Source organism: Streptomyces sp. NPDC093089, assembly GCF_044754405.1.
Taxonomy (GTDB): domain Bacteria; phylum Actinomycetota; class Actinomycetes; order Streptomycetales; family Streptomycetaceae; genus Streptomyces.
Genome location: NZ_JBIVPA010000041.1, coordinates 1 through 1,127 on the forward strand (window position 1 = coordinate 1; position 1,127 = coordinate 1,127).

At 67.3% G+C, this 1,127-nt stretch carries 1 pseudogene; it reads right to left on the reverse strand.

Annotated features, from left to right (window positions below):
- Positions 1-557 precede the first annotated feature (557 nt).
- Positions 558-1,127: pseudogene (locus ACIQFX_RS39140) on the reverse strand (IS5 family transposase); the annotation flags it as partial.

Genomic DNA, 1,127 nt, shown 5'->3' on the forward strand with positions numbered 1-1,127 from the left:
TGCCACCAGCCTCCTCTGCGATGCGGATGCTGGTAGGCGAACGGGTCAGGGAGAGTCCTACGCCGTAGTTCGTCGTCCATCGGCGCCAGTAGGGCCTCCAGATCCCGACGTGGATGTGGAGAAAGCCTGTGGACAACCAGGTCGAGCAGGTCCCGGGCGAACGCGACGTTTTCCTCACGTTCGCACATGTCACAGGGGCAGTAGGGACGACGCAGATACACGTACCGCCCGGGCAGGGAGAGGAACCTGCGATAGGCATCGAGAGCCGATCGAGTGGCGCCGGGCCACAGTCCCTCGTCGTACGGGCGCCTGCACTCCTCACGGTGAATCGCGGAGACCGTCCGGGGGGAAAGCCCCGCGATTCGAGTGGGCCTGGGTTCGGGGAGCCGGACGTCCCACCAAGGCCTGATACCTGCACACAGCGGTCGCAGTCCCGCTCCTTGGGTGCGCAGCACGCCGGGCCGTCTACGCGGCATGGGCCTTTCGGATGGTAGTCATTGAGACTGATCATGCCACCGAGGCGAGGAGGCGGTCCAGGTCCTGCTCTGCAAGAGGTCCTAGCAAAGGCGTTGGACGTGTCGGTGGGTGATGAGGCAGGTGGCGAGGCCGAGGAAGGCTTCGTGGATGTCGTCGCGTCTTTCCCAGCGGATCCGAAGGCGGCGGAAGCCGTGAAACCAGGCGATGGTCCGCTCGACCACCCAGCGGTGGACGCCGAGTCCGGAGCCATGTGGAACGCCACGGCGGGCGATCATCGGTTTGATGCCCATCGCCCAGACCAGGCGGCGGTACTTGTCGTGGTCGTAGCCCCGGTCGGCCAGCAGCATGTCCGGTCGTCGCCTCGGCCGGCCGACCAGGCCCGCAACAGACGGGATCTTCGCGAGCAGGGGCATCAGCTGGGTGACGTCGTTGCGGTTTCCGCCGGTCAGCGACACGGCGAGCGGGATGCCCTGCCCGTCGACGAGGACATGATGCTTGCTGCCCGGACGCGCTCGGTCGACCGGGCTGGGCCCGCTTTTGGGCCGCGTCGGGCGGCCCGGACATGGGTGGAGTCGATCACCGCCCGGGACCAGTCCAGCTGCTTCGCCGACCGCAGCTTCGTCAGCAGGACGGCATGGAGCCGGTCCCAC